The sequence below is a fragment of the Kitasatospora sp. NBC_01300 genome, from assembly GCF_041435235.1.
Taxonomy (GTDB): Bacteria; Actinomycetota; Actinomycetes; order Streptomycetales; family Streptomycetaceae; genus Kitasatospora.
In genome coordinates this window covers 3,452,365-3,476,485 of record NZ_CP108408.1, presented here as the reverse complement: position 1 = coordinate 3,476,485, position 24,121 = coordinate 3,452,365, and the positions used below count along the sequence as shown (strand labels likewise).

Here is a 24,121-nt window from a genome sequence, read left to right as displayed (position 1 = left end):
CCCGGGGCCAGGGCTCAGGAGGCGCCCGCGGACTCCACCCGGCGGCGCTGGGCCCGCGCGTTCAGGAACAGCCCGGCCAGCGCGGCCAGGAAGCCCGCCGGCATCAGCATGCTCAGCCAGTACGCGGCCGTCGGCAGCGGCGTCAGGTGCAGGAACAGCGGGACGAAGGTGACCAGGGTGGCGAGCGCGCCCAGACCGAAGACGATCGTTCCGGCCTTGACGTACACGTCGCCGGGGTCGGCGCTCTGGCTGCTCACGTCTGCTCGCTCCTCGGGGCTGGTCGGGCCGGTCCGTCCAGTCTGGCAGAGCGGCCGCCGGCCCCCGCCACCGGAGCGGTCCGGTCACGTTGCGCAGTTTCTCGGAAGCTGAACGTTTTGATCCCTGCTGGGCGGGGGTATGCAGGGGGTGCCGAGGGGTGCGACAGGTGCGCCCCGTTTCCTCAGACCCGGGGGGTGTGAGCCGATGGACCGTGCTGAGCCGCGCCCCGGCCGTGCCAGTACCGGGTCGCCCGTGATCGCGAGAACGCCGCGCCCGTACCGCCCCCAACGGGCCTTGGAACGCGGATCTTTCGCGGAACGCGGATGAGGCAGTGACGGACCGTTAGTCTGCTCCTGACAGCGTGCTGACCGTGAGCGCCCGCGGGCGCCGAGCCGAGGTCGGCTGCCTTCCCCACCACCCAGTGATCCCCGGCCAGGGCCGGGATCCCTCACACCCATTCGAGGACTGTCGAGATGCCCACCGGCCAGGTCAAGTGGTTCAACGAGACGAAGGGCTTCGGCTTCCTGTCGCGCGACGACGGCGGCGACGTCTTCGTCCACACCAAGGCGCTGCCCGCCGGTGTCACCGTGCTGAAGCCGGGCCAGCGGGTCGAGTTCGGCGTGGTCGCCGGCCACCGCGGCGACCAGGCGATGGCCGTGCAGCTGCTGGACGCACTGCCGTCGGTGGCCGCCGCGCAGCGCAAGAGCGCCGACGACATGGCGCCGATCGTCCAGGACCTGATCACCACGCTGGACGCGGTGCTGCCGGGCCTCCAGCACGGGCGCTACCCGGCCAAGGCGACCGGCCAGAAGCTGGCCGGCCTGCTGCGCGCGGTGGCCGACCAGTTCGACGTCTGACCGAGGGGGATCAGAACGCCAGCGCACCCGGGTCGAGCGGGGGCACCAGCCCCTCCGCGGCGGCCCGGGTGAGCAGGGCGCGGACGGCCGCGTAGCCGTCCTCGCCGAGCTCCGCGGTGAACTCGTTCACGTACAGGGCGATGTGCTGGTCGGCGACGGCCGGGTCCATCTCCTGGGCGTGCGCCAGCACGTACTCCCGGCTGGCGCTCGGGTCCGCCCAGGCCTGCCGGACGGAGGCGCGGACGGCGTCGGCGAGCGCGCGCAGCCGTTCGGCGCCGAGCGAGCGCCGGGCGACGATCGCGCCGAGCGGGATCGGCAGGCCGGTCTCCTGCTCCCAGGCCTCGCCCATGTCGGCCAGGCTGTGCAGGCCGTACTGCCGGTACGTGAACCGGGCCTCGTGGATCACCAGGCCGGCGTCCACCCGGCCGTCCCGGACGGCGGGCATGATCTCGTGGAACGGCAGGACGACGATCTCGCCGAAGCCGCCCGGCACCGCCTTCGCGGCCCAGAGCCGGAACAGCAGGTAGGCGGTGGAGCGCTCGGACGGCACCGCCACCGTCTTCCCGGTGAGGTCCGCGGGGGCGTCCGTGCCCGGCCGGGTGAGCACCAGCGGGCCGCAGCCGCGCCCGAGCGCGCCGCCGCAGGGCAGCAGGGTGTACTCGTCCAGGACCCAGGGCAGCGCGCCGTAGCTGATCTTCAGGACGTCCAGCTCGCCGCGCTCGGCCAGGCCGTTGGTGATGTCGATGTCCGCGAAGGTCACCTCGGGGGCGTCCGCTCCGGGCACCAGGCCGTGCGCCCAGGCGTGGAAGACGAAGGTGTCGTTCGGGCAGGGCGAGTACGCGATGCTCAGCCGTTCAGCCACGGCCGGCCTCCTCGATCAGTTCGTGGACGGGCAGTGCGGCGAAGGCCCGCTCCAGGGCGGCCAGCGCCTCGCCGATCCGCCAGGCGGCCCGGTCGCGCGGGCCGACCGGGTTGGAGACGGTCCGCAGTTCGAGCACCGGCACGCCGTACCGGGTGGCGGCCTCGGCCACGCCGAAGCCCTCCATCGCCTCGGCCAGGGCGCCCGGGTGGCGGGCGGCCAGCGCGGCGGCCCGCTCGGCGCTGCCGGTGACGGTGGAGACGGTCAGCACCGGGCCGGTGGCGGCGCCCAAGGCCCGGGCGGCCAGCGCGACGGCGGCCGGGGGAGGGGTGTGCCGGACGGTGCCGAAGCCCAGTTCGGTGACGTCGACGAAGCCCTCGGGGGTCTCGGCGCCGAGGTCGGCGGTGACGATCGCGTCGGCCAGCACGGTGGTGCCGACCGGGGCGTGCGGGGCGAACCCGCCGGCGATCCCGGCCGAGACGACCAGGCCGTAGCGGCCCCCCGAGGACGCCTGAGCCCCCAGCGCGGCGGAGGCGGCGGCCGCGGCGGCGGCCGGGCCGACCCCGCCCGCCAGGACGTCCACCGGGGCGTCCGCGGCCCGGTGCAGCGCACCGCCGGGCAGTGGCAGCGCGGTGGCCGGGCCGGGCAGGCCGCGCAGGACGGCCTCGGCCTCGGCGGGCACCGCGACGACGACGAGCAGCCGGGCCCGGTCGGGGCCCGGCTGCTCGTCGCGCTCGTCCGCGACGGCGTGTGCGGTCATCGCGGGAGCGTCAGCTGTCCTGGGTGTTCAGCTGGAAGTACCAGACGGCGATCGGGTTGTCCGAGTTCTTGTCGCCCTCGACCACGGTGACCAGGGTCTTGCCGGAGGCGTTCAGCACCTGGCTCGCCGGCTGGGAGCCGGAGAAGGTCGGGCCCTTGGCGTAGGAGAACAGGCTGAAGCGCCCGCCCTGGCCCTGCGAGCCGCCGTTGGTGAAGGCCCACCAGCCCGTGTCCGCCACGTTCGGGGAGACGCCGACGCCGACCCGGTCGCTCACCGCGACGTCGGAGGTCGGGAGGGTGCCCTCCGCGAGGGCCTGGGTGGCCTTCTGCTGGCACTCCTGCTGCAGGTCCTCCGTGATCGGGCTGCCGCCGTTGAAGCACAGCGGGTCCGCGACGATCGAGGAGTTGCCGACCTGGAGGGTCGCGCGGTGGGAGCTGTGCTCGGTCTGGCCGCTCGCGATGGCGACGGACGTGCCGACCGTGGCAGCACCGACCACGACGACGGCGCCGAGGGCGGCGATGGCACGGGTATTGAGGCTCATGCGTCAGAATCTACCGGGCTTCGTCGATCACGCTACGCGGGGGTCGGCCACCGCGTGTTGCCCGTGGCCGGTTCAGGCCACCCTGGGCGCCGTCGGGCGCCGCCGCAGGCCCACCCGGAACAGCGTGCGGACCGTCCACAGCAGCATCAGGCCCACCACCCCGGCGGCCACCGACAGACCCAGCACGCCGTTCAGCGGCAGCAGGATGCCGGCCGCGCCGCCGGCCACCCAGGACAGCTGGAGCAGCGTCTCCGAGCGCGCGAACGCCGAGGTCCGCACCGCCTCCGGGACGTCCCGCTGGATCAGCGCGTCCAGCGACAGCTTGCCCAGCGAGGCCGCCACCCCGGCCACGCCGGCGACCAGGACCACCGTCACCACGCCGTACCAGAGCGCGGCCGCCGCCGTCGCGCCGGTCGCCAGCAGCAGCATCGCGGTGACCGTCGCCTCCGGGCCCCGGGTGCGCAGCCAGGAGCCCAGCACCGAACCCAGCGCGTTGCCCGTCCCCGCCGCCAGCGCCACCAGGCCCAGCGCCAGCGTCGGCCGCAGGCCCCCGATCGGCTCGTCGCGCAGCAGGAACGCCAGGAACATCACCAGGAAGCCGACCAGCCAGCGCAGCGCCGACATCGCCCGCAGCGCCAGGATCACCGACGGGCCGACGGTGCGCAGCGAGGCCTTCGGGGCCCTGGCGTCCTCCGGCGCCCGCCCGCCGTGCACCTCGGCGTGCAGGAGGGCGCGCTGCTCGCCCTTGGCGGAGTCCACCGCGTGCGGCAGGTGGAAGGCCATCAGGGTGCCGATCACGAAGACCAGGAACGCGCCGCGCAGCGGCCAGCCCGGCCCGATCAGGTGCAGCAGACCGCCCACCCCGGCCGCCACCCCGGTGGCCAGCAGCCCGGCCAGGGTGACCCGGGAGTTCGCCTTCACCAGCGACAGCCGGCTCGGCAGCAGCCGCGGCACCACCACGCTGCGCACCACCCCGTACGCCTTGGACGCCACCAGCACGCCCAGCGCCTCCGGGTACAGCGCCAGGCCGCCGCCGGTGATCACCCCGGCCATCGTCCAGGCCAGCACCGCCCGGGCCAGCATCGACATCGCCATCGCCGCCCGGCGGCCGTGCGGCAGCCGGTCCAGCAGCGGGCCGATCACCGGGGCCAGCAGCGCGAACGGGGCCATCGTGATCAGCAGGTACAGCGACACCCGGCCGCGGGCCTCGCCGGTGGGCACGGAGAAGAAGATGGTCGAGGCCAGCGCGACGGTGATCAGCATGTCGCCGAAGGAGTTCAGCGCGTGCAGTTCGATCAGCTTCGCCAGGCCGGATTCGCCCGCGCCCTCCGCGGAGGTGGCCTTGCGGATCCGGCGGCCGGTGCCGTGCACCACCCGGCCGGTGCGGGCGCCGGCCGCGGAGGCGGTCCGGACCAGGAGGTTGCGGCTCGGCTCGGAGTCCTCTTCGCCAGGGTCCCCGTCCAGGGCGGCGAGCTGCCGGGCGTGGACGGTCGGGTCGGCGCCGGTGCCGGTCAGGGTGGCGATCGCGGCGCCGGTCTTGACGAGGCTCACGGGGGCGGTGGGCGACTCGAAATCGCCCCCCGGCTGCGGTTCGCCCGCAGCGGGGGCCGGAGACTGCTGTCGCGGCACGGCGTCCGCCTGGTCGGGGCTGTCGGCCTGCGAGGCGTGCAGTGCGTGCTGCGACGGGTCCTCGTCCGCCACATGCCCATCCTGCCCCAGAATCGCCGCAGTGACGCGGGAATCCACCCCCCTCGGCGCGGCCCCGGAACGGCCGCCACCGCCCCGGACTGTGCCGGGGCGCCGACCGGCGGGTAGCCTGCCCAAGGGCCGCGCGCCGAGCGCCGGGGCGCCGGCAGGCCCGGACGAGCGGCGCGGCCGGTATCCGCGGCGGCCCCTGGTCGCGCAGAATGGACAAGGGACTATCGAGCCGCGACGGAACAGGCAACACGCCGTGGGCGACAGAAGAACTGGGAGAGAATCGACGCCGTGAGTGCTGCGATGCGAAGCCGTACCCCCGATCGGCTCTGTGCCGAGGCCGTCGAACTCGCCCGGAAGGCGGCCGAGGAGGCCGTCGGCCCGGAGACCGTCGGACCACATCTCGGCGCCCAGGCGGACGCCGACCGCGTCGTCACCCACACCTTCGAGTGCCTGGACGCCGCCTACCGTGGCTGGCACTGGGCGGTCACCGTCGCCCGCGCGCCGCGCGCCAAGAACGTCACCCTCGACGAGGTCGTCCTGCTGCCCGGCGCCGACGCCGTCCTCGCCCCCCAGTGGGTGCCGTGGAGCGAGCGGCTGCGCCCGGGCGACATGGGGCCGGGCGACCTGCTGCCCACCGGCGCCGACGACGCGCGCCTGGAGCCCGGCTGGAGCGGCGAGGACGAGCCCGCCCCGAACTCCGCGGTCGCCCTCGCGGCCGAGGAGGACGTGGTCGTCACCGACCCGGGCATCCAGCCCGCCCCGGCCCGGGCCCGGATCAACGCCGTCGCCGAGGAGCTCGGCATGGGCCGCAGCCGGGTGCTCTCCCGGCTCGGCCTGCACCTGGCCGCCGACCGCTGGGAGAAGGCGCACGGCGCGCAGACGCCGATGGCGCAGGCCGCGCCCGCCGCGTGCGGCAGCTGCGGCTTCCTGATCCCGATCGGCGGCTCGCTCGGACAGGCCTTCGGCGTGTGCGGCAACGAGTTCGGGCCGGCGGACGGGCAGATCGTCTCCTTCGCGTACGGCTGCGGCGGGCACTCCGAGGCGGCCGTCATCCCGGCCCCGCCGGCGCCGTCCGAGCTGATCCTGGACGAGCTGGTGGTCGAGCCGATGCAGCTGCACCCGGACCGCACCTCCGGCTCGGTCGAGCCGGACGCCCCGGCGGAGGAGCTCGGGCACTCCTGACCGGCTGTCGTCGCTCGCGGCCCGCTCCACCGAACCGGTGGGGCGGGCCGCGGCGTTCGTGCGGGTGGGGGCCCCGCGGGCGCCCGGCGGCGGGGGCGCGGTCCGGAGCAGCGGCCGGGGCGGGGGAGAATGCCCCCCGTACGAAGTACAGGGCGGCGGAAGGCGGCAGGTCCAGTGGAACCTCGGATCATCGGCAGCGGCACGGACGAGCACCTCGCGGACCCCTTCGGGAGCGCCGCGCTGCGCCGGCGGGTGCTGGACGCCTGGGCCGCCTCGCCGGCCCGGTTCCGGGAGGACGCCAACGCCGAGGAGGAACTCGCGCTCGGCGGCTACCGCGACCGCCTGGTCGTCGAGTTGGCGCAGAACGCGGCCGACGCCGCGGTCCGGGCCGGGCACGGGCCCGGCCGGCTGCGGCTCACCCTCGCCGACGGTGTGCTCGCCGCAGCCAACACCGGAGCCCCGCTGGACGCGGCCGCCGTCGAGTCGCTGTCCACCCTGCGCGCCTCCTCCAAGCGCGGTGAGACGCCCGCCGTCGGCCGGTTCGGCGTCGGCTTCGCCGCCGTGCTCGCCGTCACCGACGAGCCCGCCGTGCTCGGTGCCGCCGGCGGGGTGCGCTGGTCGCTCGGCGAGGCCCGCTCGCTGGCCCAGGCGCAGCCCGCGCTGGCCGAGGAACTGCGCCGCCGGGACGGCCACGTGCCGCTGCTGCGGCTGCCGTTCGCCGCCGAGGGCCCGGCCCCCGACGGCTACGACACGGTGGTCGTGCTGCCGCTGCGGGACGCCGCCGCCGAGGACCTGACCCGCCGTCTGCTCGCCGGCATCGACGACGCGCTGCTGCTCACCCTGCCCGGCCTCGCCGAGGTCGTGGTGGAGACCCCGGAGGGCACCCGGACGCTCACCCGGGCCGCCGACGAGCCCCGCCCGGACGGCGTCACCGAGGTCACCGTGACCGACGACGCGGACGGCCGGCCGCGGCGGACCCGCTGGCAGACCGCCGGCGCCACCGGCACCCTGGCCGCCGAGCTGCTCGCCGACCGCCCCACCGAGGAGCGCGCCCGCCCGTACTGGACGGTCACCTGGGCCGTCCCGGTCGCCGCCGACGGCACCCCGCAGGCGCCCGGCATCGCGCCGGTGCTGCACGCGCCCACGCCCAGCGACGAGCCGATCGGCCTGCCCGCGCTGCTCATCGCCTCCTACCCGCTGGACTCCACCCGCCGGCACGTCGCCCCCGGCGCGCTCGCCGACTTCCTCACCGAGCGCGCCGCCGACAGCTACGCCGACCTGCTGCGCGCCCGCGGCGCCGACCTCGGCTCGCTCGGCCTCGTCCCCGGGCCGCTCGGCCAGGGCGCGCTCGACAACGCGCTCCGCGCGGCCGTCCTGTCCCGGCTGCCCGGCACGCCGTTCCTGCCGCACCCGGCGCCGGTCGAGGCGGGCACGCCCGCGCTGCGCCCCCGGGACGCCACCCTGCTGGAGGGCGCGGACGGCTCGGTGGTCGAGGCGCTGGCGCCGATCTTCCCCGGACTGCTGCCGGCCGGGCTGGAGCGCCGCACCGAGCTGCGGGTGCTGAACGTGCGCCGGGTGCCGCTGGCCGACGTGGTCGACCAGCTCGGCGGCCTGGACCGCGAGCCCGCCTGGTGGCGCAACCTGTACGCGGCGCTGGGCGCCGCCGACCCGGAGGCGCTCGGCGCGCTGCCCGTCCCGCTCGCCGACGGCCGGACCATCACCGGGCCCCGGCGCGTCCTGCTGCCCTCCGAGGACGCCGACTGGGCGGCCTTCCCCGGCTACCCCGAGTCGCTGGCCGACGCGCTCGCCGCCCTCGACCTGCGGCTTGCCCACCCCGAGGCCGCCCACCCGCTGCTCGCCAAGCTCGGCGCCGGCACCGCCACCCCGGCCGGGGTGCTCGACACCCCCGAGGTGCGGGCCGCCGTCGCCCGCTCCTACCAGGTGGCCGAGGACGACGTCGAGGCCGCGCTCGAACTGGCCGACGCCGTCCTGGCGCTGGTCAAGGTCGCCGGCCCGGTCGCCGGCGAGCACCCCTGGCTGGCCCGGCTGGCCCTGCTCGACGACGAGGGCGAGCCCGCCCGCGCCGGTGAACTCGTCCTGCCCGGAAGCCCGTTCGCGGCCCTCGCCCGGGAGGAGGACGCCGGCTGGGTGGACGACGAGCTGCTGGAGCGCTGGGGCCCGGAGGTGCTCACCGCCGTCGGCGTGCTCGCCGACTTCGTCCTCGTCCGCGCCGAGGACGTGGTGCTCGACCCGGACGACCTGGAACGGCTCGACCCCACCGCGCCCGCCGACCGCGCGGCCGGCGGCCACCCCACCGGGCTGCTCGACGAGGCGCCCGACGGCCTCGCCGACTGGGCCGAGGACGCCCTCGAAGCCCTGCAGGCCGACGACGTCGCGGGCGTCCCGCCGGTGGCCGCCGAACTGCTGGCCGTCCGCGACCTCGACCTGGTCGACGACGACGCCTGGCCCGAGGCGCTCGCCGCGCTCTCCCGCCCGCCGTACCGGGACGCCGTCGTCAACCCCGTCCGCACCCTGCTGCCGGACGGCTCCTACACCGACCTGCCGCCGTACACCGCCTGGTGGCTGCGCGACCACCCGGTGCTGGACGGCCGGGAGCCCGCCGGGCTGCGCGCGGCCGGTGCCGACCCGCTGCTGCGCGGCCTCTACGACGAGGCCCGGACGACCCTGGACGAGCAGTTCCTGCACGCGCTCGGGGTGCGCACCACGCTGGCCGCGCTGCTCGCCGAACCGCACGGCCCGGACGAGGTGCTGGACCGGCTCACCGATCAGGCCTCCGATGTCGGCCACCGCCAACTGCACGGTTTGCACAGCGCCTTGGCGCGGGTCGAGATCGAGCGGATCGAACCGGTCGACGTGGTGCGGGCGCTGCCGCCGCTCGACCCGGACACCGGCCGCCGGCCGGCCCACACGGTGATCGTCGACGCCTCCAGGGCGGTCGTCGCCGACGCGCCCGACCTCGTCCAGCTCCTGCACCCGTACCCGCTGGTGCCGGTCGCCCCGGCGCTCGCCGCCGACCTCGCCGAGCGGCTGCACGTCTCGCTCGCCAGCGAGGTGGCGGGCGGGCGGGTGCTGTCCGAGGGCGTGCTGCACCGGGTCCCCGCCGTGGTGCGGGAGCTGCTGCCCGGCTGCCCCGTCGCCTACGAGGAGCACGAGGAGCTGCTAGTGGTCGGCCCGGACGGCAACGACGCCGCCGTGGACTGGCGTTGGGACGTCGAGGCGGACGCCCCGGAGGCGCCCTACGACCCGGACGCGGCCGAGGCCGCCGACGAGGACGACGAGTTCGAGCTCCCGCCGGTGCCCGGGCTGCTGCACGCGGCCACCCCGGAGGGCCTGGCGGCTGGGCTCGCCTGGTCGGTCGGGCAGTGGCACCGGCGGTTCGAGGTGCTGGCCGCGCTCACCGATCCGGACCGGGCGTACGAGCTGTCCGCGGCGCGGGACTTCGAGGGCTGAGCGCTCAGCGGGCCCGCCCTCGGCGCTTGAACCGCAGGTAGACGACGGTGGTGGTGGTCAGCCAGACGGCCGCCACCAGGGCCTTCACGGCCGTCGGCACCCACGGCAGCGCCGGGGCGGTCACCTCGCCGGCGTTCGTCAGCCAGCGGCCGCCCACCAGGGCCAGGACCGTCAGTCCGGCGGCCAGCAGGCCGGCCAGGAAGGCGGCGAACGCCTCCACCTGCCCGGTCTCGCGCTCGGTCTCCCCACCCGTGTGGGCCATGTCGGCACCCCCGTTCGTGGTGGCCATCATGCAGGTCGGGAGGGCGGACCGCCAGAGGCGCCCCGGGCGGGCGCCGCCCCGGTCAGGTCCAGCCCCGGTCAGGAGTCGACGCGGCGCTTCATGAAGCGCCAGGCGACCTCCAGGGCCAGGCCGCAGACCACCGCGATGCCGACGCCGACCAGGGGGTCGCGGGTGCCGACCAGCGAGAGCTGGAAGAACTCCGCGAGCCAGGGCACCAGCAGGACCAGGGCGAAGGCGCCGCCCATGGTGCCGATCAGCAGCAGGCGCCACCAGTTGTAGGGGCGGGCGACGATGGCGAGCACCCAGATGGCGATCAGGAAGAGCGTCAGGGTGGCCACGCTGGTGTCGGCCTTGAGGTCGGTCGCGTGGTCGGCGCGGGCCAGCGCGTAGGCGACGAAGGTGCCGGTGCCGGCGATGACGCCGCCCGGCACGGCGAGCCGCAGGACGCGCTTCACGAAGCCGGTGCGGGCCCGCTCGTTGTTGGGGGCGAGGGCGAGGAAGAAGGCCGGCACGCCGATGGTGAGGGTGGAGAGCACGGTGGAGTGCCGGGGCAGGAACGGGTACGGCGAGTGGGTGAAGATCACCAGCAGGGCCAGCAGGACCGAGTAGACCGTCTTCACCAGGAACAGGCCCGCGACCCGCTCGATGTTGCCGATCACCCGGCGGCCCTCGGCGACCACCGAGGGCAGGGTGGCGAACGAGTCGTTGAGCAGCACGATCTGGGCGACCGCCTTGGTGGCGTCGCTGCCGGTGCCCATCGCCACGCCGATGTCGGCGTCCTTGAGCGCGAGCACGTCGTTGACGCCGTCGCCGGTCATCGCCACGGTGTGCCCGCGGGACTGCAGGGCGGCGACCAGCTGGCGCTTCTGCTGCGGGGTGACCCGGCCGAAGACCGTGGTCCGTTCGGCCGTGTCGGCGAGGGCGTCCGGTTCGGTGGGCAGCGTCCGGGCGTCCAGCGGGTGGTCGGCGCCGGGCAGGCCGAGGTGGCCGGCGACCGCGCCGACCGAGACCGCGGCGTCGCCGGAGATGACCTTGGCCTGCACCTGCTGGCCCTCGAAGTAGCGCAGGGTCTCGGCGGCGTCGTGGCGCAGCCGCTGCTGGAGCACCACCAGGGCGAGCGGGGCGAGCCCGGCGGCCGGGTCGGGGGAGTCCAGCGGGGTGGGGGTGCGGCCGAGCAGCAGCACCCGCAGGCCCTTGGCGCCCAGCTCGTCGACCTCGGTGAGCGCCGGGTGCCCGGGGGGCAGCAGCACGTCGGGGGCGCCGAGCAGCCAGCTGGCCTCGCCGCCCTGCGGCTCCAGCAGCTGCACGCCGCTCCACTTGCGGGCGGAGGAGAACGGCATCGCCTCGATCACCCGCCAGCCGTTGGCGGCCGGGGCGCCGCCGGCCTCCGATGCGCCGCCGTCGCCGCGCCCGTAGGCGTCGATGACCGCCTGCATGGACGGGTTGGGGCGGGCGTCGGCGCCGGCCATCACGCCGAGCGCGTGCTTGATGGTGTCCGGGTCGAGGGCGCCGGGCTCGCCGTCGGAGAGGACCCGCAGGTCGACGACGTCCATGCCGCCCTCGGTGAGGGTGCCGGTCTTGTCCAGGCAGACGGTGTCGACCCGGGCCAGGCCCTCGATCGCCGGGAGCTCCTGGACCAGGCACTGCTTGCGGCCCAGCCGGATCACGCCGATCGCGAAGGCGACCGAGGTCAGCAGGACCAGCCCCTCGGGGACCATCGGTACGATCCCGGCCACCATCCGGCGCACGGCCTCGCGCCAGTCGCGGCCCTCGACGGCCAGCTGGCTGATGATCAGGCCGATGGCGGTGGGGATCAGCAGGTAGGTGATGAAGCGCAGGATGCTGTTGATGCCGCTGCGCAGCTCCGACTTCACCAGGGTGAACCGGCTGGCCTCCTCGGCGAGCTGCGCCGCGTACGCCTCGCGGCCGACCCTGGTGGCGGTGAACGCGCCCGCGCCGGCCACCACGAAGCTGCCGGACATGACCTGGTCGCCGGGCTGCTTGAGGACGGGGTCGGGCTCGCCGGTGAGCAGCGACTCGTCGATCTCCAGGCCGTCCGCCTCGGTGACCTCGCCGTCGACGATCACCTTGTCGCCGATGCCGAGCAGCACCGTGTCGTCGAGCACGATCTCGGCGACGGCGATCTGTTCGACGGTGCCGTCCCGGCGGACCTCGGGGCGGGCCTCGCCGATCAGGGCCAGGCTGTCCAGGGTCTTCTTGGCGCGCAGCTCCTGGATGATGCCGATCGCCGTGTTGGCGACGATGACCAGGCCGAACAGGCCGTCCTGGATCGGACCGACGATCAGGATGATCCCGAACATCACGCCGATGATCGCGTTGAAGCGGGTGAAGACGTTGGCCCGGACGATCTCCTTGGCGGAGCGGCTGGACCGTACGGGGACGTCGTTGACCTGTCCGCGCGCGATCCGTTCGGTGACCTCGGCGGAGGTCAGTCCGCCGCGTCGGCCGGGCAGCAGCCCGAGGGGGTGCGCACCGTCGGGGCGGTCGGCGTCGCCGGGCTGCTCTTCCGCGGGGTGGGCAGGCTGCGTCATGGCACCGACTCTACGGGTGCCTTATGTCCGGTGCGTGCTACTAAAGGACTATTCAGTCCGACCGGGTGGCCGGGTCCTGGCCGTCGTTTCCGGCCGCCCGGTTCGCGGTCTCGGCGGCGCGGTCGCGGGCGATGGCGTCCCGTCGGGCGCGGCAGTACCAGAGGCCGATCAGGCCGAGCAGGCCGCCGGAGAGACAGATCCACGGCCAGGTGCCGTGGCCGTGGTCGGAGAGGGTGCCCTGGAAGGGGAGCAGCGCCAGGAAGGCGACGAACCACAGCACCGTGCCGCCGCCGACGATGGCGACGTCGTTGGCCTCCAGCGGAGGGGGCGAGGGGTGCAGCGGCTTCTTGGGCATGGGGCCTAGCGTACGGTGCGGCGGCCGGCCCTCAGGGGCCCTTGGGCTTCTACGCGCGAAGATAGCGCGTGTGCGATCGGGAAACCATACTGAAAGTTCCCCGCCCGGCCACCGTCGCCCCGGGCGTCACCCCTCCTCAGCTCCCCCACAGAGGACGCACGCATGCCTGTGGTCCAGCCGACCACCGAGTCGCCCGAACCCGCCTCCAGCGCCCCCAAGCCCCCCGCCGGCGCCCTGGACCGTTACTTCCGGATCAGCGAGCGCGGCTCCACCCTGCCGCGCGAGATCCGCGGCGGCGTCGCCACCTTCTTCACCATGGCGTACATCCTGGTGCTGAACCCGATCATCCTGGCCAGCGCCACGGACATGACCGGGGCCCACCTGGACAGCGCCCAGCTGGTCACCGCCACCGCCCTCACCGCAGGTCTCACCACCCTGCTGATGGGCGTGATCGGCAACGTCCCGATCGGCCTGGCCGCCGGCCTCGGCGTCAACACCATCGTGGCGCTCCAGCTCGCCCCCAAGATGACCTGGCCGGACGCCATGGGCATGGTCGTGCTGGCCGGCTTCGCGATCATGCTGCTGGTCGCCACCGGCCTGCGCGAGCGGGTCATGAACGCCGTGCCGCTCGGGCTGCGCAAGGCCATCGCGATCGGTATCGGCCTGTTCATCAGCCTCGTCGGCCTGGTCGACTCCGGCTTCGTCAGCCGCATGCCGGACGCCGCGCACACCACCGTCCCGCTGCAGCTCGGCGGCAGCGGGCACCTGCTCGGCTGGCCGGTGCTGATCTTCGTGTTCGGCCTGCTGCTCACCCTCGTGCTGCTGATCCGCAAGGTGCCCGGCGCCATCCTGATCAGCATCGTGGTCAGCACCGCGCTCGCCGTGGTGATCGACAAGCTCGTCGACATCCCGGCGCTCAAGTGGGGCCTGACCGTCCCGGCCTGGCCGGGCAACCCGGTCGCCGCCCCCGACTTCGGCCTGGTCGGCAAGGTCAGCCTGTTCGGCGGCTTCGAGAAGGTCGGCGTGCTGACCGGCGTGCTGTTCGTCTTCACCGTGCTGATGTCCTGCTTCTTCGACGCGATGGGCACCATCCTCGGCGTCGCCGACGAGGCCCACCTGCTCGACGAGAACGGCGACCTGCCCGGCATCAACAAGATCCTGATGGTCGACGGCATCGCCACCGCGGCCGGCGGCGCCACCTCCGCCTCCGCGAACACCTGCTTCGTGGAGTCCACCGCCGGTGTCGGCGAGGGCGCCCGGACCGGCTTCGCCTCGATCGTCACCGGCCTGCTCTTCGTGGTCGCGCTCTTCCTCACGCCGCTCGCCACCATGGTCCCGGCCCAGGCCGCGACCCCGGCCCTGGTCGCCGTCGGCTTCCTGATCCTGGCGGGCTCGATCAAGGAGATCGACTGGTCGGACCACACCATCGCGATCCCGGCCTTCCTGACGATCGTGATGATGCCGTTCACCTACAGCATCACCAACGGCATCGGCTTCGGCTTCATCGCCTTCTGCGTCCTGCGCGTGGCCGCCGGGCGCGGGCGCAGCGTGCCCGTCCCGCTGTACGCGGTGGCGGCGGTGTTCGCCTTCTACTACCTGATGCCGGCCCTCGGCCTGCTCTGACGCCGTACCGCTCCACCGGCGGCCCCGTCCTCTCCCCCTGGGGGAAAGGCTGGGCCGCCGTCGTTGTCCGGGGCCGGTGGACGCGGAGCCCGTTGTCCTCGGGGCCGGTCGGACGCCGCGCGGGAAAATGTCAAGAATGGCCCTGTGTAGCGAAGTTGACGGAGGGAATACTGCCTGGACGGACACCGGGAGGGGGCTCGACCGATGGTGCAACAGGATCCGCCCGGGGGAGACGAGGCGAAGCTGCTGCCGGAGCTGTTCTGGACGGCGGACAAGGCCTCGCTGGACGGCCAGCGCGAGACGCTGCGCTGGTACCGCGGACTGATCGCCATGCTGGTGATCGCCGCCGTGATCGGCTCGTTCCCCGGGCCGAAGGACCGCGGCTCCTTCGACAGCGTGCCGCTGTACTCGGTGGGCGCCTTCCTGATCGCCGGCTACTTCTGGTCCCGGCTGCGCCGCAGCAACCCGCAGGGGCGCTGGTACGAGGCCCGGGCGGCGGCCGAGTCGGTCAAGACGCTGGCCTGGAAGTACACCGTCCGGGCCCGGCCGTTCGACGGTGAGGCGGAGTCCGCGGACGTGGACCGCGGCTACCTGCTCCAGGTCGAGGACGTGCTGCGGGCCTTCGAGGACCCGGAGATCGTGCCGCCCGGCACCGTCCCCGAGATCACCCCGGAGATGCGGCGGATGCGGGCCGGCAGCCTGACCGCGCGCCGCATGCTCTACCTGCGCACCCGGGTCGAGGGCCAGCGCACCTGGTACCGCGCCCGGGCCGAGGCGTGCGAGACGCAGGCGGTGTCCTGGGGGCTCGGCATCGCGGCGCTGATCATCATCGGCGCGGCGGCGGCCGTCGCCCAGGCCACCGGCGCCCTCCAGGTGCACGTCTTCGGCGCCAGTTCGGCCGCGGCGGCCGCCGTCATCGCCTGGACCCAGCTCAAGCAGCTGCGCCCGCTGGCCGCCGCCTACCAGCTGGCCGCGCGCGAACTGGAGAACGTCGGCAACCAGCTCTCCGACCTGGACCTCAAGACGCCGGACGCCGAGGCGCGCTGGGCCCGGATGGCCGCCGAGGCGGAGGACGCGGTGTCCCGCGAGCACACCACCTGGCGGGCCCGCCGGGCGTTTCCGAGGTAGCGGCCGGGGCCGTCGACTCCGGGGAGCGACCGCTGCCGTCAACGTCGGCGAGCGGTCGCCGCCGTCGATGCCGGCGAATGGTCGGGGCCGTCAACTCCGGGGAGGAGCTGGGGAGATCCGGCGAAGCGGGCGCCACGCCGGGGGCACAGGTGTGCGGAGTGCGTGAGGGTCGGGCGGGAAGGCGTAGAACGTAATCATTACGTGTCCATGCCCTGGTTTCATCGCCTGCGCGCGACCCCAGTCCCTGTCCGGAGGCCCTCTTGCGCATTCTCCTGATCGCCAGCGCGTTCAACAGCCTGACCCAGCGCGTCCACACCGAGCTGCGCGGGCGCGGCCACCAGGTCGCCGTCCAACTCGCCCTCGGCGACGAGGCGATGAGGACGGCGGTGGACCGTACCGACCCCGAGCTGATCATCTGTCCGATGCTCACCAAGGCCGTCCCGCAGGACATCTGGTCCACCCGGACCGTCCTGATCGTGCACCCCGGGCCCCAGGGCGACCGCGGCCCCTCCTCGCTCGACTGGGCGATCACCGAGGGGGCGGACCGCTGGGGCGTGACCGTCCTCCAGGCCGTCGAGGAGATGGACGCCGGTGACATCTGGGCGTCCGTCGAGTTCCCCGTCACCGACTGCGGCAAGAGCGAGCTGTACCGGGGCGAGGTCGCCGACGCCGCCGTCGAGGCCGTCCTGCTCGCCGTCCAGCGCTTCGAGGGCGGGCTGTTCACCCCCGAACCGCTCGACTACGACCGGCCGGACGTCCACGGCAGGCTGCGGCCCCTGCTGCGGCAGGACGCGCGCCGGATCGACTGGGCCGCCGACGACACCGCCACCGTGCTGCGCAAGCTCCGCGCCGCCGACTCCCAACCCGGCGTGCTCGACGAGCTGTTCGGACGCGAGTACTTCCTGCACGGCGGCCACCCCGAGGACGAGCTGCGCGGCCCGGTGCCCGGCGCCGTGCTCGCCACCCGCGACGGCGCGATCTGCCGTGCCACCGTGGACGGCGCGGTCTGGATCCCCCAGCTGCGCCCGCGCCGCACCCCGGGCGGGCCCGCCACCTTCAAGCAGCCGGCCGCGACGGTGCTCGCCGGCCGCCTGCACCGGGTCCGCGAAGTCCCGGTGACGCCGACCTCGGCGGCCCACCGGGACACCTGGTCGGAGCTGCGCTACCGCGAGGAGGGCGACGTCGGCTACCTCGAATTCGCCTACGCGGGCGGGGCGATGAGCACCGGGCAGTGCCGCCGGCTGCTCGCCGCCTACCGCGAGGCCGCCGGCCGGCCCACCTCGGTGCTGGTGCTCGGGGCGCCCCGGGACTTCTACTCCAACGGGATCCACCTCAACGTCATCGAGGGTGCGGCGTTCCCGGCACTGGAGTCCTGGGAGAACATCAACGCGATGGACGACCTGGTCCACGCGGTCCTCACCACGACCGACAAGCTCACCGTCGCCGCCCTGGCCGGGAACGCGGCGGCCGGCGGCCTGATGGCGGCCCTCGCCGCCGACGAGGTGTGGTGCCGGGAGTCGGCGGTGCTCAACCCGCACTACCGGCTGATGGGCCTCTACGGCTCCGAGTACTGGACGTACACCCTGCCGCGCCGGGTCGGCGACGAGCAGGCCGCGCGGCTGACCACCGAGGCGCTGCCGGTCGGCGCCGAACACGCCCGCCGGATCGGCCTGGTGGACCGCACCTGCGGCGGGGACGCGGCGGCCTTCCGGCGCTGGGTGGTCCGGGAGGCCGCCGCGCTCGGAGCCTCGCCCGAACTCACCGGGCGGCTGGTCGACAAGAAGCGCCGCCGGTCCGCCGACGAGGAGGCGAAGCCGCTGGCCGAGTACCGGGCGGAGGAACTGCGGCGGATGCACGCCAACTTCTACCGGGCGGGCGAGCCCTACCACGCGCTGCGGCGGGACTTCGTGCACAAGGTCTGCCCGGTGGCCACGCCCGCGCACCTGACCGGGCTGCTGGGGCGGCCGGAGTGAGGCAGGGGTGGTCGCGGGAGCGAGGCGGGGGCGGTCGCCGAAAGTGAGCCGAGGGCGCCCGGCCGGGGTGGGGGACCCGGTCGGACGCCCTCGGGGCTTGGGGGGTGGGGCCCGCCCGGCTCAGCGCCTGACGCCGGCCTCGTCCCGCCGCCGCGGCTGGCGCGGGACCAACGGGGCCGCCGGGCCGAGCAGGAGCGGCTGCGTGGTGCCGCGGCTCGGCGAGACCGCGAAGGCCAGCGAGCCGAAGAAGACGTAGCAGCCGAGCCCGACCCCGAGCGGGAAGATGAACTGCAGCGCCATCACGCCGCCCTGGGTGGAGTGCGAGAAGTCGAGCCGCACCGAGAGCGCCGCCATGCCGGTGTAGTGCATCGCGCACACCGCCACGCCCATGACCGGCGCGGCCGCCAGGACGGCGAGCGTGCCGCGGATGTTCAGGGTGGCCCACAGTGCGGCCGTGGCCGCGAACACGGCGATGGCGACGGACAGTCCGACCGTGAGCCGGTCGTAGCCGAGGTGGCCGGGCAGGACCATCGCGGCCATTCCGAGGTAGTGCATCGCCGCGACCCCGAGGCCGGTGGTCAGCCCGCCGGCCAGCAGGGACAGGACGGGCCGGCGGCTGTACCCGACGGTGAACAGGCCGATGCCGACGACGGCGATGGCGACCAGCAGGCTGAGCACGGTCAGTCCGGGCCGGTAGCTGATGTCGACCCCGGTGACGGAGAAGCCGAGCATCGCGATGAAGTGCATGGACCAGATCCCGGCGCCGAGCGAGGTCGAGGCGAAGAGCAGCCAGAGCACCCGGGTGCGGCCCTGCGAGACGAGTGCCCAGCGGGCGCTGCGCAGGGCGACGAAGGCGCCGAGGCAGGCGACGAAGTACGAGACCGCCGGTGTCACCCAGCCGTGGTCGGCATGATGGATCTCACCCAAGAGAGCTCCCAGGACGGATGCGGGGGAGGAAGGGCGCCAGGCCTCGGGCGGACACGGGTGGTCGGGAGGGAACGCGGCAACGGGCGCGGGAACGGCGCCGCCGAAGGGAGACCTGGCGTGTGGTGCCCCTGACAACGGGGGACAGTAACCACTACCGGACGGTCGCACAAGGTTCGCGCTTTTCGTGAAGTCCCTGGTCAGGATGGACCTTTACGCGGTCTGCATGATCTTGGCACCAACTCCTGACACCGCCTGCGCACGGCCGCCGGGCGGTTCGTCCGTTACTCCGGGTTCGTCACTCCGGGTTGGTCACTCCAGCGGGGCTAGCCCGAACGGGTGGCCGGCCGGGTCGATCAGCACCTTGAGCGTCCGGCCGTGCTGGTACGTCGGCTCGGTCGCGCCGAGCGCGAGCGCCTTCGCGATCGCCTCGTCCAGGTCGTCCACGTAGAAGTCCAGGTGGAAGTGCTTGCCGCCGTCCGGCTCCGTCCACGGCTCCGGCCGGTAGCCCGAGACCCGGCCGAAGCCCAGCGGGCTGCCGCCCTCCGGGTTGTCCAGGATCGCGAACTGCTCGTCCAGGTGGCGGCTCTCCCAGCCCAGCAGCTCGCCGTAGAACCCGGCCAGCGCGATCGGGTCGGCGCAGTCGATGGTGACCATGGCGAGGCGGGCGAAGCCGGTGTCGTCCGGCTCGGCGGCGAGGCCGGAGGCGGGGTCGGCGGCGAGGTCGGACATGTCTGGTCGGCCCTTCCAGTCGAGATCATTCGAGACCCAGCACCAGCATCGCACCGGGCCGATCTTCCGGCGCGCGGTGAACGGACGGGGCCGGCGGGGTGGAATGGGAACGCATTTTCCTTAGCGAGAGTAATGACGTAAGCTAAAGAACATGCCCGAGATGTCCGAGCAGGACCTCGCAGCGATCAATCAGCTGCGATCGTCCACGATGCGCCTCTCCCGTCGACTCAAACACCAGCGGGTCGAGGAGTCGCTGAGCCCCACCGAGATGGGGGTGCTCGGCACCCTCGCCAGATGCGGAAAGGCGACACCGGGTGAGCTCGCCCGGAAGGAGCACGTGCAGCCGCCCTCCATGACCAGGATCGTCGCGATGCTGGAGGAGAAGGGGCTGGTGCGGCGCGAGCCGCACCCCGAGGACCGCCGCCAGGTCGTCGTCAGCAGCACCGAGCAGGCCGAGGCGATCCTCGCCGAGAGCCGCCGTCGCCGCAACGTCTGGCTCGCCGAGCTCGCCGAGGGGCTCGACGAGGAGGAGTGGGCCGTCCTCCGGGAGGCCGCGCCCGTGCTCTACAAGCTCGCACACCTCTAGGCACGCCGACCCCGGCCCGCCGGCCGGGAGAAGAAGGAGCACCGCATCACCGCAGGACCGACCACCGAAACCAGGAGCACGACGGCCGCAGTTCGGGCCGCCGCGCCGCGAGGGGAGACCACCGTGACACCGCCGGCCGCAGCCAGCGCCGCCGCCATCCGCACCGACGACCAGACCACCGACCCCGCCGCGGCAGGCGCCGCGGCCGCCGACCTCCAGGCGCCCGCCCCCACGGGGCTGCCCGGCAGCGGCGACGACGACCCCGACGAACGCACCGCGGCGGACGACCCCGCCGCTCCCGGACGCACCCACGCGTCCACGTCTCCCGCAGGTGCCCGCTTCACGAGGCCCGGGGGGATGTTCTCCTCCCTTCGCGTTCGCAACTACCGCTACTACTTCGCCGGCCAGGTGGTGTCCAACACCGGTACCTGGATGCAGCGGATCGCCCAGGACTGGCTGGTCCTCAGCCTCACCGGCAGCCCCCTCGCGGTCGGCATCACCACCGCCATGCAGTTCCTGCCGATGCTGCTGCTCGGCCTGTTCGGCGGCGTGCTCGCCGACCGGATGCCCAAGCGCCGGCTGCTGATCTACACCCAGGGCGCCATGGGCCTGCTGGCCGCCGGCCTGGCCGTTCTGACCATCGGCGGCGTCGTGACGCCGTACTACGTGTACGCCTTCGCGCTGCTGCTCGGCCTGGTCACCGTGGTCGACAACCCGACCCGGCAGGCCTTCGTGTCCGAGATGGTCGGGCCCAAGGACCTCGCCAACGCGGTCAGCCTGAACGCCGCCAACTTCCAGACCGCCCGGCTGGTCGGCCCCGCCGTCGCGGGCCTGCTGATCGCCGTGGTCGGCAGTGGCTGGGCGTTCGCCGTCAACGCGCTGTCCTTCGCCGCCGTGATCGGCGGGCTGCTCGCCATGCGGGAGAGCGAACTGCGCCCGACCGAGCCGATCGCCCGCGAGAAGGGCCAGCTGCGGGAGGGCCTGCGCTACGTCAAGGAGCGGCCCGAACTGCTCTGGCCGATGGTCCTGGCCGGGTTCATCGGCACCTTCGGCTTCAACTTCCCGACGCTGCTATCCGGCTTCGCCTACGACACCTTCAAGGTCGGCGCCGGCCAGTACGGCCTGCTGAACACCGCGATGGCGGTCGGCTCGCTGGCCGGCGCGCTGCTCGCCGCCCGCCGGGGCGTGCCCAGGCTGCGCCGGCTGGTGGCGGCGGCGCTGGCCTTCGGCTCGCTGGAGGTGGTGGCCGCGTTCGCGCCCGACTACTGGACCTTCGCGGTGCTGCTGACGCTGATCGGGGTGTTCGGACTCAGCTTCAACACCTCCGTCAACTCCACGCTGCAGCTGGCCACTGACCCCGCGATGCGCGGTCGCGTGATGGGCCTGCTGGTGCTGGTCTTCACCGGCGGCACGCCGATCGGCGCCCCGATCGTCGGCTGGGTGACCGCCTCGTACGGGCCCCGGCTCGGCCTGCTGGCCTGCGGACTGGTGTCCGCGCTGGCGGCCGGCGTGGTGGGCCTGGTGCTGGCCCGCAGCGCGGACCTGCGGGTGCGGTTCGACCTGCACCCCGGCCGTGGCGGCCGGGTGGTGGCCTTCGTGCCGCGGACCGTCACCGCCAACAAGTCGGAGCTGGCGCCCGCCTGCTGACGAGGCGTCATGCCCCGGGGCGGTGGTCCGCCCCGGGGCTTCGGTGCAGGGTCGAGGGGCTTCGGTGCAGGGTCGAGGGTCAGAGCCGGATCGCGAGGACCTGACCGGGCCAGACGCCGTCCGGCTGCTCGACCTCGAAGGACTCGGTCTCGGTGAACCCGAGTGCCCGGTACTGGCCGACCAGCCTGCGGTCGGCGCCCGCGTAGCAGTCCACCCGCAGCAGGCCGAGGCCGCGCCGGCGGGTCTCCTCGACCGCGTCGGCGATCAGCGCGGCGCCGATCCCCGAGCCCTTGCGGCTGCGGTCGGTGACCAGGATGCGGACGAACAGCTCGGGCTCGTCCACCGGGGGGATGTACTTCCCCCGCTGCTCGGACAGCACGCAGCAGCCGATGGCGCGGCCCTCGGCGTCCTCGGCGAGGCGGATCAGGAACGGTTCGGCGGCGTACCCGGCGACCTGCTCGACCCGGGCCGGGATGGTGCTGAAGGGCTGGTCCCCCCACTGGCCGGTGCGGCCCTGGCCGGCCAGCCAGCCCACGGCGCCGTCGAGCAGGGCGAGGATGTCGGGAATGTCGTCCGGTCCCCCGGTGCGGATCTTCATACGAAAGGTTCTAGCCCAAACGGCCTCGCGCGGGAAGATGTCCCCATGAGGCTCTTCGTGGCGGTCCTGCCGCCGGTCAACGCGCTCCAGGGGCTGTCGGACGCGGTGGCGCCGGTGCGCGGGCTGCCCGGGGCGGACCGGCTGCGCTGGACCACCGTCGAGGGCTGGCACCTGACCCTGGCCTTCCTCGGCGAGGTGCCGGCCGAGGAACTGCCGGAGCTGGAGGCGGGCCTGGCCGCCGTCGCCGAGGTGCATCCGGTGCACCGGCTGCGGCTGTCCGGCGCCGGGCGGTTCGGCGACCGGGTGCTCTGGGCCGGGGTGGAGGGGCAGACCTGGGCGCTGCGCAGGCTCGCCGAGGCCGTGTCCGAGGCCGCCGCCGGGGTGACCGGGGAGGTCGACGCCTTCACCTTCCACCCGCACCTCACCCTCGCCCGGGCCGGCTCCTCGCGCGGCCACCGGCGGGCCGTCCAGCGGCTCGCGGCGGCCGAGCTGGACACCCTGGCGGCCGCGCTGGCCGACTACCGGGGGCCCGAGTGGGAGGCCGCCGAGCTGCACCTGATGCAGAGCGACCTGGACGGCGGCTTCGCCCACTACTCCTCGCTGCGCGCCTGGCCGCTCGCCGACTGGAGCTGAGCCGGGGCGCGCCCGGGTCCGGGGCGGGGGGGGGGGGCCGGGATGGCCGTTGGGCCCGGGGTGGCCGTTGGGCCCGGGGCTCCGATCCGTCGGCGGATGGTCCGGAGGTACGCTCGTTGACCGTGGATCCCAAGACTCGTATGCGTATCGTGACCGGCACCCTGGTGCTGCTGCTGGTCGTCGTGCTGATCAGCTCGATGGTCGGCGGGTAGCCGGGCCGGCGGGCACGCCTACCCGGCCCGGTGGGTCGACCCCGCCGCAACGGCTGAGGGCCACCGCCCGGAGGCGGTGGCCCTCAGCCGTGCACGGGATCGCTCAGAGCTGCTCGACCACGTAGTCGATGCAGTGGGTGAGCGCCTCGACGTCCGCCGGGTCGATCGCCGGGAACATCGCGACGCGCAGCTGGTTGCGGCCCAGCTTGCGGTACGGCTCGGTGTCCACGATGCCGTTGGCACGCAGTGCCTTGGCGACGGCGGCGGCGTCCACCGACTCGTCGAAGTCGATGGTGCCGACCACCTGGGAGCGCTCGGCCGGGTTCGCCACGAACGGGCTGGCGTAGGAGGACTTCTCGGCCCACGCGTACAGCCGGGACGAGGAATCAGCCGTACGGGCGACGGCCCAGTCGAGCCCGCCGTTGCCGTTCAGCCATTCCAGCTGGTCGGCCAGCAGGAACAGGGTGGAGATCGCCGGGGTGTTGTACGTCTGGTCCTTCGACGAGTTGTCGATGGCCGTCGGCAGGTCGAAGAACGGCGGGATGTACCGGCCGGAGCCGGCGATCTCGGTGGCGCGCTCCAGGGCGGCCGGGGAGAACGCGGCCAGCCACAGGCCGCCCTCGGAGGCGAAGGACTTCTGCGGGGCGAAGTAGTAGACGTCGGTCTCGGTGATGTCCACCGGCAGGCCGCCGGCGCCCGAGGTGGCGTCCACCAGGACCAGCGAACCCTCGTCCGCGCCCACCGGGCGCTTGATCGGCATCGCGACGCCGGTCGAGGTCTCGTTGTGGGTGAGCCCGTAGACGTCGACGCCGGCCTCGGCGACCGGCAGCGGGTGGGTGCCCGGGGCGGTCTTGATGACGCTCGGCTCGGCGAGCCACGGCGCGGCCTTGACCGAGGAGGCGAACTTGGAGGAGAACTCGCCGAAGTCCAGGTGCTGGGACTTCTCCCGCACCAGGCCGAACGCGGCGATGTCCCAGAAGGAGGTGGAGCCGCCGTTGCCGAGGACGACCTGGTAGCCCTCGGGGAGCGAGAAGAGGCTGCTCACGCCCTCGCGTACGCGCTTGACCAGGTTCTTGACCGGGGCCTGGCGGTGTGAGGTGCCGAGCAGGGAGGTCTGGGTGGCGGCGAGGGCACTCAGGGCCTCGGGGCGCACCTTGGACGGTCCGCAGCCGAAACGGCCGTCTGCGGGCTTGATGTCAGCGGGGATCTGGATCTGAGCCACGCGCGCAGCCTACCGGCCGGGGAGCCG

General features: G+C 74.2%; 21 protein-coding genes. 9 read left to right on the top strand and 12 right to left on the bottom strand.

Going from position 1 to position 24,121, the window contains the following annotated elements; genetic code table 11:
- Window positions 1-14 precede the first annotated feature (14 nt).
- On the bottom strand, window positions 15-257 hold the full coding sequence (locus tag OG556_RS15285; RefSeq protein ID WP_371517514.1) for a hypothetical protein: 243 nt from the start codon (window positions 255-257) through the stop codon (window positions 15-17).
- Window positions 258-731: 474 nt separating this feature from the next.
- Between OG556_RS15285 and OG556_RS15280 the strand changes: the two genes are divergently transcribed.
- Complete coding sequence (locus OG556_RS15280) at window positions 732-1,115, top strand: cold-shock protein (protein ID WP_063348207.1); 384 nt, start codon at window positions 732-734, stop codon at window positions 1,113-1,115.
- A 10-nt stretch (window positions 1,116-1,125) separates the two neighbouring features.
- Here the strand turns inward: OG556_RS15280 and OG556_RS15275 are convergent, their stop codons facing one another.
- From OG556_RS15275 to OG556_RS15260, 4 genes are all read right to left on the bottom strand, one after another.
- Window positions 1,126-1,977, bottom strand: coding sequence for a 1,4-dihydroxy-6-naphthoate synthase (locus tag OG556_RS15275; protein WP_371517513.1), 852 nt, complete (start codon window positions 1,975-1,977; stop codon window positions 1,126-1,128).
- Window positions 1,970-2,734, bottom strand: coding sequence for a futalosine hydrolase (locus tag OG556_RS15270; protein WP_371517512.1), 765 nt, complete (start codon window positions 2,732-2,734; stop codon window positions 1,970-1,972). Before OG556_RS15270 ends, OG556_RS15275 begins: the two co-directional genes overlap by 8 nt.
- Window positions 2,735-2,744: 10 nt before the next feature.
- The gene (locus OG556_RS15265; RefSeq protein ID WP_371517511.1) at window positions 2,745-3,275 is read right to left on the bottom strand and encodes a hypothetical protein; all 531 of its coding nucleotides are present in this window, start codon (window positions 3,273-3,275) and stop codon (window positions 2,745-2,747) included.
- Window positions 3,276-3,347: 72 nt separating this feature from the next.
- Complete coding sequence (locus OG556_RS15260; RefSeq protein ID WP_371522713.1) at window positions 3,348-4,691, bottom strand: MFS transporter; 1,344 nt, start codon at window positions 4,689-4,691, stop codon at window positions 3,348-3,350.
- A gap of 582 nt (window positions 4,692-5,273) precedes the next feature.
- Between OG556_RS15260 and OG556_RS15255 the strand changes: the two genes are divergently transcribed.
- Window positions 5,274-6,155 carry a DUF3027 domain-containing protein gene (locus tag OG556_RS15255; protein ID WP_363585068.1) on the top strand — a complete coding sequence of 294 codons (882 nt, stop codon included), beginning with the start codon at window positions 5,274-5,276 and terminating at the stop codon, window positions 6,153-6,155.
- Window positions 6,156-6,329: 174 nt separating this feature from the next.
- Window positions 6,330-9,626, top strand: coding sequence for a sacsin N-terminal ATP-binding-like domain-containing protein (locus OG556_RS15250; protein WP_371517510.1), 3,297 nt, complete (start codon window positions 6,330-6,332; stop codon window positions 9,624-9,626).
- Window positions 9,627-9,630: 4 nt separating this feature from the next.
- On the opposite strand, the gene OG556_RS15245 is transcribed toward OG556_RS15250, so the two are convergent.
- The 3 genes from OG556_RS15245 to OG556_RS15235 all read right to left on the bottom strand — a co-directional run bounded on the left by OG556_RS15245 (window position 9,631) and on the right by OG556_RS15235 (window position 12,816).
- Window positions 9,631-9,888 carry a hypothetical protein gene (locus OG556_RS15245; protein ID WP_371517509.1) on the bottom strand — a complete coding sequence of 86 codons (258 nt, stop codon included), beginning with the start codon at window positions 9,886-9,888 and terminating at the stop codon, window positions 9,631-9,633.
- Window positions 9,889-9,986: 98 nt separating this feature from the next.
- The gene (locus OG556_RS15240; protein WP_371517508.1) at window positions 9,987-12,461 is read right to left on the bottom strand and encodes an HAD-IC family P-type ATPase; all 2,475 of its coding nucleotides are present in this window, start codon (window positions 12,459-12,461) and stop codon (window positions 9,987-9,989) included.
- 52 nt (window positions 12,462-12,513) lie between these two features.
- Window positions 12,514-12,816, bottom strand: coding sequence for a DUF2530 domain-containing protein (locus tag OG556_RS15235; protein ID WP_371517507.1), 303 nt, complete (start codon window positions 12,814-12,816; stop codon window positions 12,514-12,516).
- A 162-nt stretch (window positions 12,817-12,978) separates the two neighbouring features.
- Here OG556_RS15235 and OG556_RS15230 point away from each other — a divergent pair, with 162 nt between their 5' ends.
- The 3 genes from OG556_RS15230 to OG556_RS15220 all read left to right on the top strand — a co-directional run bounded on the left by OG556_RS15230 (window position 12,979) and on the right by OG556_RS15220 (window position 17,540).
- Complete coding sequence (locus OG556_RS15230) at window positions 12,979-14,439, top strand: NCS2 family permease (RefSeq protein WP_371517506.1); 1,461 nt, start codon at window positions 12,979-12,981, stop codon at window positions 14,437-14,439.
- 204 nt (window positions 14,440-14,643) lie between these two features.
- Complete coding sequence (locus OG556_RS15225) at window positions 14,644-15,567, top strand: DUF4231 domain-containing protein (protein ID WP_350877520.1); 924 nt, start codon at window positions 14,644-14,646, stop codon at window positions 15,565-15,567.
- A gap of 260 nt (window positions 15,568-15,827) precedes the next feature.
- The gene (locus OG556_RS15220; RefSeq protein ID WP_371517505.1) at window positions 15,828-17,540 is read left to right on the top strand and encodes a hydrogenase maturation protein; all 1,713 of its coding nucleotides are present in this window, start codon (window positions 15,828-15,830) and stop codon (window positions 17,538-17,540) included.
- A gap of 120 nt (window positions 17,541-17,660) precedes the next feature.
- Here the strand turns inward: OG556_RS15220 and OG556_RS15215 are convergent, their stop codons facing one another.
- Both OG556_RS15215 and OG556_RS15210 read right to left on the bottom strand, forming a co-directional pair.
- The gene (locus tag OG556_RS15215) at window positions 17,661-18,467 is read right to left on the bottom strand and encodes an MHYT domain-containing protein (protein WP_363584956.1); all 807 of its coding nucleotides are present in this window, start codon (window positions 18,465-18,467) and stop codon (window positions 17,661-17,663) included.
- 309 nt (window positions 18,468-18,776) lie between these two features.
- Window positions 18,777-19,196 (bottom strand): VOC family protein, encoded by a 420-nt coding sequence (locus tag OG556_RS15210; protein WP_363584958.1) that lies wholly within the window; start codon window positions 19,194-19,196, stop codon window positions 18,777-18,779.
- A gap of 151 nt (window positions 19,197-19,347) precedes the next feature.
- On the opposite strand from OG556_RS15210, the gene OG556_RS15205 reads away from it, so the two are divergent.
- Complete coding sequence (locus OG556_RS15205) at window positions 19,348-19,782, top strand: MarR family winged helix-turn-helix transcriptional regulator (protein ID WP_063348195.1); 435 nt, start codon at window positions 19,348-19,350, stop codon at window positions 19,780-19,782.
- A gap of 357 nt (window positions 19,783-20,139) precedes the next feature.
- The gene (locus OG556_RS15200; RefSeq protein WP_350877760.1) at window positions 20,140-21,429 is read left to right on the top strand and encodes an MFS transporter; all 1,290 of its coding nucleotides are present in this window, start codon (window positions 20,140-20,142) and stop codon (window positions 21,427-21,429) included.
- A 79-nt stretch (window positions 21,430-21,508) separates the two neighbouring features.
- Here OG556_RS15200 and OG556_RS15195 read toward each other — a convergent pair whose 3' ends face one another.
- Window positions 21,509-22,027 carry a GNAT family N-acetyltransferase gene (locus OG556_RS15195; protein ID WP_363584960.1) on the bottom strand — a complete coding sequence of 173 codons (519 nt, stop codon included), beginning with the start codon at window positions 22,025-22,027 and terminating at the stop codon, window positions 21,509-21,511.
- A gap of 45 nt (window positions 22,028-22,072) precedes the next feature.
- On the opposite strand from OG556_RS15195, the gene thpR reads away from it, so the two are divergent.
- Window positions 22,073-22,660, top strand: coding sequence for an RNA 2',3'-cyclic phosphodiesterase (gene thpR, locus OG556_RS15190; protein WP_363584962.1), 588 nt, complete (start codon window positions 22,073-22,075; stop codon window positions 22,658-22,660).
- A 315-nt stretch (window positions 22,661-22,975) separates the two neighbouring features.
- On the opposite strand, the gene serC is transcribed toward thpR, so the two are convergent.
- The gene (serC, locus tag OG556_RS15185) at window positions 22,976-24,094 is read right to left on the bottom strand and encodes a phosphoserine transaminase (RefSeq protein WP_371517503.1); all 1,119 of its coding nucleotides are present in this window, start codon (window positions 24,092-24,094) and stop codon (window positions 22,976-22,978) included.
- Window positions 24,095-24,121 lie beyond the last annotated feature (27 nt).

Excerpts from the sequence above, each read along its gene's own strand:
- OG556_RS15280 (WP_063348207.1), top strand. The coding sequence starts at position 732 with ATGCCCACCGGCCAGGTCAAGTGGTTCAACGAGACGAAGGGCTTCGGC.
- OG556_RS15270 (WP_371517512.1), bottom strand. The coding sequence starts at position 2,734 with ATGACCGCACACGCCGTCGCGGACGAGCGCGACGAGCAGCCGGGCCCC.
- OG556_RS15265 (WP_371517511.1), bottom strand. The coding sequence starts at position 3,275 with ATGAGCCTCAATACCCGTGCCATCGCCGCCCTCGGCGCCGTCGTCGTG.
- OG556_RS15255 (WP_363585068.1), top strand. The coding sequence starts at position 5,274 with ATGCGAAGCCGTACCCCCGATCGGCTCTGTGCCGAGGCCGTCGAACTC.
- OG556_RS15245 (WP_371517509.1), bottom strand. The coding sequence starts at position 9,888 with ATGGCCCACACGGGTGGGGAGACCGAGCGCGAGACCGGGCAGGTGGAG.
- OG556_RS15240 (WP_371517508.1), bottom strand. The coding sequence starts at position 12,461 with ATGACGCAGCCTGCCCACCCCGCGGAAGAGCAGCCCGGCGACGCCGAC.
- OG556_RS15235 (WP_371517507.1), bottom strand. The coding sequence starts at position 12,816 with ATGCCCAAGAAGCCGCTGCACCCCTCGCCCCCTCCGCTGGAGGCCAAC.
- OG556_RS15230 (WP_371517506.1), top strand. The coding sequence starts at position 12,979 with ATGCCTGTGGTCCAGCCGACCACCGAGTCGCCCGAACCCGCCTCCAGC.
- OG556_RS15225 (WP_350877520.1), top strand. The coding sequence starts at position 14,644 with ATGGTGCAACAGGATCCGCCCGGGGGAGACGAGGCGAAGCTGCTGCCG.
- OG556_RS15210 (WP_363584958.1), bottom strand. The coding sequence starts at position 19,196 with ATGTCCGACCTCGCCGCCGACCCCGCCTCCGGCCTCGCCGCCGAGCCG.
- OG556_RS15205 (WP_063348195.1), top strand. The coding sequence starts at position 19,348 with ATGCCCGAGATGTCCGAGCAGGACCTCGCAGCGATCAATCAGCTGCGA.
- OG556_RS15200 (WP_350877760.1), top strand. The coding sequence starts at position 20,140 with ATGTTCTCCTCCCTTCGCGTTCGCAACTACCGCTACTACTTCGCCGGC.
- OG556_RS15195 (WP_363584960.1), bottom strand. The coding sequence starts at position 22,027 with ATGAAGATCCGCACCGGGGGACCGGACGACATTCCCGACATCCTCGCC.
- thpR (WP_363584962.1), top strand. The coding sequence starts at position 22,073 with ATGAGGCTCTTCGTGGCGGTCCTGCCGCCGGTCAACGCGCTCCAGGGG.